Raw genomic sequence first — 7,554 nt, forward strand, 5'->3', positions numbered from 1 at the left:
TGTAGCTTGCCAGTAGGTTTTGTATAATTTGCCACTAGGTTTTGTAGCAATTTATTTTTTCTCAAAGAGTTTTAAAGTGGTTCTCAAAGGATCTTCAAAGACCTTTCAAAGATCATTTAAAGCCTCTTTTTCTTTTCTGCTCAAAATCACAATTTGAGATGATCAATCATTGAGTTGGAATCGTATTATTTGAGAAGCAGTATGCATAAAATGGTATGACTTCTTTTAGCATAAATTGACTGATGATTTTTCTGTATCCTAAGCACATTATTCAGGACATTATTAAAAAGAGAATCGTTTAAGGAATTTGGTCAACTTGACCAAATTGCTCTTCAGTCTGCAATTGTGCAATGTTTGCACCATTGCTCCTTTTAGGAATTGGGTAAACATTACCCTATTGCTGTACTCATGCAATTGGATCAACTTGATCCTATTTCTCGTTTTAGCAATTGGTGCAAGTTGCACCTATTCCTCATCACGACCGATCAAAGGGTCAAGTTGCTCCTTTGATTTTCTGTCACTCAGAGGTTTCCTTTTCTCCTGCCTCTTTTCCCTTGTCTGGTGCCTCAAAGGTGATTTCTGTGGTATATCCGCTTTGTTTCTCATAGCTGTGGGTGACGGTAGCGGCTTTCCATGGACCATTGATTTGCCCACGGAACCCTTGAAGGATGAGAGGTTGATCCGCCATGATTTCGGGGCGCCCCGCAAGGGTCAAAGAACCACTGCCCACAGCACGACACAACCTGTCCGACTCAGAAGCAGCAGCAGCTTGTGCTTCCTCCTCACAAGTGTAACAAGTCCGTAAACGCCGCACGGGACCGCTAACCCCTGTCTGATGCTTGACTTGGCATTGCTGCCCTTTTGAGCGATCAAAATAAGAAGCTTCAATAGTGCCATATTGCGTGCGTGGCTCTAATGTGAATTCCCAGTTAGAACAGTCATACTTATGGATGTCGAGTACTGGTAAATTGTCACCGCTTAAAAATAAAAACTTATTGTCCTTGATTAAAAAACGTGCCCGCATGCGGTCGGCAAGGCGGGTTAAAAAATCAACAGCCGATTGATCTGTACGAATCACATAAGGCAAAGTTTGTTTGGTGAACTGGGGACTGACCTTTGCTTGATAGCCATGACGTTTGGCCAGTGTCTCAACAATCTCACCAACAGTTTTGTGATCAAAATGCTCACTCACCTGTTCTTTGAGCTCTTTACGCATCGAGGCACTTTTACCACAAAGGCGCAAAATCTCTCCATCACTGCCCCCACAACTTACCACTGACTCGACAACAAAACGCCCCATAAATGCACTGATGCTGTTTTGATAACCAAAGATCACCTGCAGAGCGTTGCCTGTTTGTGGAACCTCTAAATCATTGCCACTATCATCAAACTCTGCTTCAAATGTATCGGCTTCATTACCGGCATGGTCCGTGATAGTTGCGGTTAAAAGACGCTGGTAAAAAACCTCATGAACAGGTTTGTCTCCCACCTTGACGATAATAAAAGGGTGTGTACGCATTAATCCCATAGTCGCTTCACCATGCTTTGGGGATTAGACAACACAAATTCAGGCAGAATAACCTTCAAGCCCCGCGGTAAAAGCACACCATATTTGGCAATCTCTGGATTGGCTTCCAATGTAGCTTCTAAATAGCCTTTGAGTAAACCAGCTTGCCTCCGGTCCCCTAACACTGCCATGGCATGATGAAAGCAGATGAGGTCTAGACTCATATCCTCTAACTCTACAACAACATGCTTTTCTGGTATCTTCATAGAGTTTGTCCCTCTTGATATTGTCCCACCTGGTATTGTCCTTGCGGTTTTCCGCCATTGAAAAAGGGCAAGAGACTAATGGAATAGCGGATGCGCTGGGATTGACCAGAGCGACTGATATAGTCGTGGTCTTTATTGATCGTGGTGATCACCACGGGACCATGGAGAAGGACACTATAGGTCGTATCATTGATCCAACGAAGCATCTGGACCGGCTTTGCTCTTTTGATCGTTGTGGTGATGGCATCAATGGCTACCCGATCACCAAATTCTTCTGGAAACCAAACGCCATGAATGGTTTTTGCATCATTGCCATAGCCGGTAAATTGCAAACTGGGGGACCTGCCAAAACGCTCCATACAAACCCATGAGGCAGAAAACTCTTCTTCAAAGGATTGGAAATTCAGCCAGTCCACATAAAATTGATGCGGACCTAACATCATCAAAGGATCTCTCATAGGCTCCCTCCCCTTGATTGTATTCCTTCCAACACGTCATCTCTTTCGAAACCTATCATTGCATCTCTCCTATCATTGCGCCCTCCTAACACTTCATCCCTCCCCTCATTGTGTTCTTTCCAGCACGCCGTCTTTTCCCTTATTCTGTCGTCCTTATCATTCTGTCCCGCCATGCAGGGCATTGGCGCGTGCCCGTTGCAAAGCATGGGCAACCGCACGACCAGTGGCCATGGGTTCACGCGCCCCATTGACATGCACTGTGACATTTTGATTGTGTGTGATGGGGGAGCGGTCTTTGTCTCTTGGTTCTCTCCCTGATGGCTGAGGAGAAGCCCCCGCAAATTGTGCTATGGGCTGGATTGGCGTTTTACCCCCCAAAAAACTTGGCAAAAACTCTCTTACATCAATGGATCCAATCCACCCCTTAATGCGGTGAGGTAAAGATTTACAATAATCCATCAATTGTGAGATGGACGACATAAAGCCCTCAATAATCGAATTAGCCAGATCTTCGCCCGCTTGTTCCATACCAGCCTTGGCACTCTCTGTGAGCTTTTCCTGTGTAAAAAAACGCTTCAACCATTGCCAAAAGTTGGAAAAGCTTTGTTTAACGCCCTCCCACAAACCAGCAAAGCTTTGAGAAACAGAGGAAAGTCCTTGTTTAAATTTTTGCCAATGGGAAGAGAAGTCGAAAGCAGCAGCAATGATGTTTTTCCATTTGGTGATGGTGGTGGTATCTGCACCAAAAAAGCGCATAACGGCTTCAAAGGCTTGCCCCCAAGCCCGTGTTATCCCCCGTGCTAAACCATTCATAAAAGAAGAGAAACGATCCCAATATTTCCACAAAGCAAAACCAGCAGCCAATATGACCGCCACAACAGCAGCAATGAGAGCCCCTACCGGAGTAAAAAGCCCTCCCACAACAGAGGACAGGCTTGCCCCAACCACTTCGATCACGGTTCCCATCCAACCAAAGCTGCTCGCAAAAGCCGCCCCTGAGACGGCAATCCCCCGTAAAGCCCCGACCAACAAGGTCATGGGGCGTAAGAGTCGGAGTGAACTTGCCCCAAGACCCGCGGTTAGCAAGCCCAGCGAGCGCCCTGCGGCTGCTAAGCCCCGCCAACTTGCAGCAACACCACGACTGAGTACTCTAAGCTTGATAAAAGAGCCCATCAATTGAAGAAGCCCAAGACGTGTGCCAGCCATGGTAAAGCGCAACACGCGCAGAGCAATATTAAAAGCCATCAGGGCAGCAATGGTTTTGATGATGGCGCTTGTTAAAGTGGGATGGGCATTCGCCCACGCCATAAGCCCATTGGTAAAATTGCCAACACTTTCCATCAAACTGTTGAGGGGGGGCAGAAGCACTTCACCAATGGTAATTCCCAAAGCCACGATACGGTTTTGCAACAATTCAAATTGTCGCATGGCACCGGTTGCTTGTTTGTCTGCCTCTTGTTCGACAGAGCCTTTAAAGACTTTTGGGTCTTCAACATATTTTAAAGCTTGCCCCAACAATTCCGGATTGCCCACCAATTTGGCAAAATCACCGGTAAAATCGCGCCCTGCAATGGCAATAAGAGAACGCATTCCTTGTTCGGATTTGCCCAACACATCAAAAAAGCGCACCAAGGTACCGGTGGCATCTTTCTCCAAATCTTCCATAAATTTTTGGCGAGAGAGACCAATATTGGTAAAAGCATCTTCAATATGCTTTCCTCCCGCCTGAATACGGGCACTCATCGCATTAAACCCACGCGCGGCACTCTCTGGGACAATACCAGCAGAAATCATCGCCGTACCAAAGGCTGCTGTTTCACGTGCAGTGAGCTTAAACATGGTGGCAGCACCGGTGGCACGATTGGTAAAATCAGACACTTCACTTGCCTTGGCGGCCATGTGGTTAGAGAGATGGTTGATGGCATCGCCTAGATCTTCAATGCCTGCCTGATTAAGCTTAAAGACATTGCGCAATTTGGCAAAGCGTTCCCCAATTTGATCCCCGCTCATATCAAAAGCAACAGCTGCCTTGGCGGCATAAATACTAAAAGCTTCTAAATCTTGTTCACCAATCCCAGCTTGGCTGGCACTAGTCATCAGTTCTAAAACTTCACGGGCGGCGAGAGGAATTTTGGTGGAGGTTTCCAAAGCAAAACGGCGCAATTCCTTTAAGCGATTAAGGGGGGCATCCAGAACCTTTTCCAAGCCCTTCATTGATTGGTCAAATTGCATGGCTTTATAGAGGGGTGCAATTAAGGTTGCTGTTTGGGCAATGGCGCCTACCATGCGCCCACGCGCATGAATATAAGCATTTTGCGCATTCTTTGTCGCATCCTCAAGATGCTCAGGGTCAAACCAATTTTTAAAGTGCTGCCTTGTCTTGTTTTGGAAATGCGCAACATCGCTACTGAAGGCTGCAAGATCACGCTTGGCAGAAGCTATCCCTTCTTGCAGATGATTCACAAAACGGACAACAAGGGAAACATCCATGATCGTCTCTTATCCTAACTGATAGCTTTCATATTCTTGCGCTTTCAGGCGTGCGAGTTCTTCGCGATAGGCAATCACATCCAGCCAATCCATCTGATTAATTTCTGAAGGCGCCCAGTGATAATAAAGGGCTAGTTCTGCTCCAAATTGTCCGGCAGAGAGGATTGGCGTGTGGGAAAAAAAGCAAAAAAAGCCTTAAACACGGCCATAATGTCAACAACATCAAGACGGTTAATCAATTCAACAGATTCATGAGACATATCGGCTAAAAGCACAGCTATTCCTTCCATAGCCTCATGGGTCAATAAAGCCTCACAAAGCTTGGAAATGAGAACATCATTGCTTAAGGGTGTTTTATCCTCTTCTACAGCGGGCAGAACGAGCTTTGCTAGCTGCGGTCCAATCAACACCGCTAATTGGCGTGCTTGCTTGAAGTTTGGGCGATAAAAGGTCAGTTTCTTGCAGAGAGTTTCTTTGCCACCTTTATCTTGATAAAGAAGCGGAACAGCTAATTCCACCTCAATGCTTGTTTGTAAACTTGTCATGATCAATTCCTATAAATTGAGAATAGAGCGGCGGCGAGAACCGATCTCTTGCCCATTGCGGACAAGCCAACCGCCTCGTTTAAAGGAAAAGCGATGCAAAACAGAACCATCCCAAAATTCTGTATAGTCCCAAATATTTTTGATCTCGCAATCATAGCCTGTCGCTTTTCCAGCCGTTAAGCTTTCGCTATCCACTTTGACCAAGCGCCCCGTGACATCAATGGAATGTTCATGCTCGCGCCCATCTTCTTCAGACACCACATGTTTTTTGCCGGTAAATTTATGACGAAGACCAGGGGAACCACCAAAGATACCGATGATTTCGGGGGTGTGGCTGCGGATTTTCATTTGCAAGGTTAAAGCTTTCACACCAAGACCGCTCACATCAATTTGCATGTCAGAGCCCCCTGGTTGATAGGTTTCAGTGATTTCTTCCAGCGTGGGCAATTTAAGCGTTTCAAGATCGAGATGAAGATTCACATCATCATCAACAATCAGCGTAAAACCGCGTACAATGCGTAAAGTCATGCTTTAACTCCTTGCTGCTTTGCGATAAGTTTCAAGCGTATCGCCAAATTGATAGGTCATTTTCTTTTGGATATCTTCAGCCAATCGATCAAAATAAGCGCTATTGCGCCGGCTGGAGAAACTTAAATCTTCTAGAGGGGGTACTTCTTCTGCATCAAACTCAATCCGCAATTTTCCCAATTGCAAAGTACTGTTGGAATTTAAATCGCGATCAAACCAAACGCGCCCACCAAGCAATGCACCACGTGCAATCAGATCATCAAGAAACTGCGTGAGGCTGCGGGTGATAGCAATAACATGTTGACCGGTCAGATTCTCATCATTCGCCCAAGGGCGCAAATTGTTAATGATCGTTTTTTCCAATGCTGCGCGAGTGCGCACCACATTGACAAAACGCCAGAGTGGATCACTGGAGGTGGTGTGATTTCCCCATAAAATGCGTCCATTGGCAGCAAATTGACCTTGGGCATTTTGGCTAAGGCGGGCGGGAATAAAGGTGGCAATATCGGCTTGGTTGAGGCGATTAGCCTCATGATCGATTTCGCCATCAAAATAGCTAATGGGGCGTGCGGTTCCTAAAATGCCTTTAACATCTTGGTTAGAGGGAGACCAAAAAACACCGCCCCTTTGCTTATCACGCTTGATAAACATGGCGGCAGCAAAGGGACTTGCTGGTTTAACACTCCACCCACCCTCACTATTTGCCACCCGTACAAAAGGGTCAATGAGATAACAAAAGCGTGAGGAAAAATCTGCACGATAGGCAAGACTTTCTTCCGTGTTTTTACCACCCGTATCAAAAACCGCAATCGCTTGTAGCTTTTCGGCAACCTGTTCAAGCGCATCTGCCACGGGGTTTTTGCCATTATCAAGGCGCCCTGCACTATAGGCTGGTGCCAGTAAAATCCCAGGCTCTACCCCTAAATGGCCACGCGCATGTTTCAGCGCATGCACACCGGTCAAAACCGTATTGGACCCCACCATCTCAGTTTGTGTCTCAGCAATGGTTGATTTTTCTTCCACACGCACAAGAATAATTTGTGCCTCAATCCCCTGTGCGCGCGCAGCATTAATAACATCAAGAGCCGTGCCTCTTGCCCCAAGCTTTTGGATTTTCTCACCCTCATGCGTAAAGAGAAGGACAGGCTCGTTGAGGGGAAAAACTTGGTTGTCAGCATCAGGGGCTGTAACAACCGCTCCAATGGCGGTCTGATCAAATGTTGCTAAAGGACGGGAATCCTCACCAGCCTCTACAATGCGAATCCCATGATTAAATTCTGTTGCCATCTTGCTCTCCAAATCAATGAAGAGACTATAACAAGCATCACCATGCTCCATAAGCCTGACACTGTCAGTCAAAAAAAGCCCTTTCAAAGGGCTTTTAAAGAGCAATAAAAGGACTTAAAAAAGACTATTACAACCTTAAGCTATGATACAACAAACATTAGTTTGACTTGTGCTGTCTCTTTGGTTAGTCGTACATCCATTCATTCTTTCCATAACCTTATAAGGACTGCACCATCAGCACCAGCACCGCTTGGAGAAGAATCTCCATGAGAACCAGCACCCCCACCACCAAAGCCACGCCCCGCTTTTCCTGAACTATAGGATCCTTGTCCTATCCCTCCAGAGCCACCTCTTGATGTATCACCCCCAGCATCACCTCCGTTACCGCTTATCTTGCTCGTAATTCCACTTGTTCCAGCACAACCATTTCCGCCTTTGGCAATTCCTAGATGTTCATCTGTTGCTAAACCAAA

At 46.3% G+C, this 7,554-nt stretch carries 7 protein-coding genes and 1 pseudogene; all 8 read right to left on the minus strand.

The window, feature by feature from the left end:
* Window positions 1–517: 517 nt before the first annotated feature.
* On the minus strand, window positions 518–1,519 hold the full coding sequence (locus PVV57_RS09310) for a phage late control D family protein (RefSeq protein WP_273783949.1): 1,002 nt from the start codon (window positions 1,517–1,519) through the stop codon (window positions 518–520).
* The gene (locus PVV57_RS09315; protein ID WP_273783947.1) at window positions 1,519–1,773 is read right to left on the minus strand and encodes a tail protein X; all 255 of its coding nucleotides are present in this window, start codon (window positions 1,771–1,773) and stop codon (window positions 1,519–1,521) included. The genes PVV57_RS09310 and PVV57_RS09315 overlap by 1 nt, the downstream gene beginning before the upstream one ends.
* Complete coding sequence (locus tag PVV57_RS09320; protein WP_273717923.1) at window positions 1,770–2,231, minus strand: phage tail protein; 462 nt, start codon at window positions 2,229–2,231, stop codon at window positions 1,770–1,772. The genes PVV57_RS09315 and PVV57_RS09320 overlap by 4 nt, the downstream gene beginning before the upstream one ends.
* A 156-nt stretch (window positions 2,232–2,387) precedes the next feature.
* Entirely contained in the window at window positions 2,388–4,721 is a 2,334-nt protein-coding gene (locus PVV57_RS09325) for a phage tail tape measure protein (protein ID WP_273783948.1), read from the minus strand.
* Between the two features lie 131 nt (window positions 4,722–4,852).
* A complete protein-coding gene (locus PVV57_RS09330; RefSeq protein WP_273718797.1) occupies window positions 4,853–5,266 on the minus strand; it encodes a hypothetical protein in 414 nt (137 codons plus the stop codon).
* A gap of 9 nt (window positions 5,267–5,275) precedes the next feature.
* The gene (locus PVV57_RS09335) at window positions 5,276–5,794 is read right to left on the minus strand and encodes a phage major tail tube protein (RefSeq protein WP_273718799.1); all 519 of its coding nucleotides are present in this window, start codon (window positions 5,792–5,794) and stop codon (window positions 5,276–5,278) included.
* A 3-nt stretch (window positions 5,795–5,797) separates the two neighbouring features.
* Window positions 5,798–7,081, minus strand: coding sequence for a phage tail sheath C-terminal domain-containing protein (locus PVV57_RS09340; protein ID WP_273783950.1), 1,284 nt, complete (start codon window positions 7,079–7,081; stop codon window positions 5,798–5,800).
* A gap of 200 nt (window positions 7,082–7,281) precedes the next feature.
* Window positions 7,282–7,554, minus strand: a pseudogene (locus tag PVV57_RS09345) (hypothetical protein); the annotation flags it as partial.

Source organism: Bartonella sp. AU15XJBT, from assembly GCF_028618615.1.
Lineage (GTDB): Bacteria > Pseudomonadota > Alphaproteobacteria > Rhizobiales > Rhizobiaceae > Bartonella.

Bases quoted from the DNA above. Each gene is read 5' to 3' on its own strand.
- PVV57_RS09335 (WP_273718799.1), bottom strand. From the start codon at position 5,794: ATGACTTTACGCATTGTACGCGGTTTTACGCTGATTGTTGATGATGAT.
- PVV57_RS09330 (WP_273718797.1), bottom strand. From the start codon at position 5,266: ATGACAAGTTTACAAACAAGCATTGAGGTGGAATTAGCTGTTCCGCTT.
- PVV57_RS09320 (WP_273717923.1), bottom strand. From the start codon at position 2,231: ATGAGAGATCCTTTGATGATGTTAGGTCCGCATCAATTTTATGTGGAC.
- PVV57_RS09315 (WP_273783947.1), bottom strand. From the start codon at position 1,773: ATGAAGATACCAGAAAAGCATGTTGTTGTAGAGTTAGAGGATATGAGT.
- PVV57_RS09325 (WP_273783948.1), bottom strand. From the start codon at position 4,721: ATGGATGTTTCCCTTGTTGTCCGTTTTGTGAATCATCTGCAAGAAGGG.
- PVV57_RS09310 (WP_273783949.1), bottom strand. From the start codon at position 1,519: ATGCGTACACACCCTTTTATTATCGTCAAGGTGGGAGACAAACCTGTT.
- PVV57_RS09340 (WP_273783950.1), bottom strand. From the start codon at position 7,081: ATGGCAACAGAATTTAATCATGGGATTCGCATTGTAGAGGCTGGTGAG.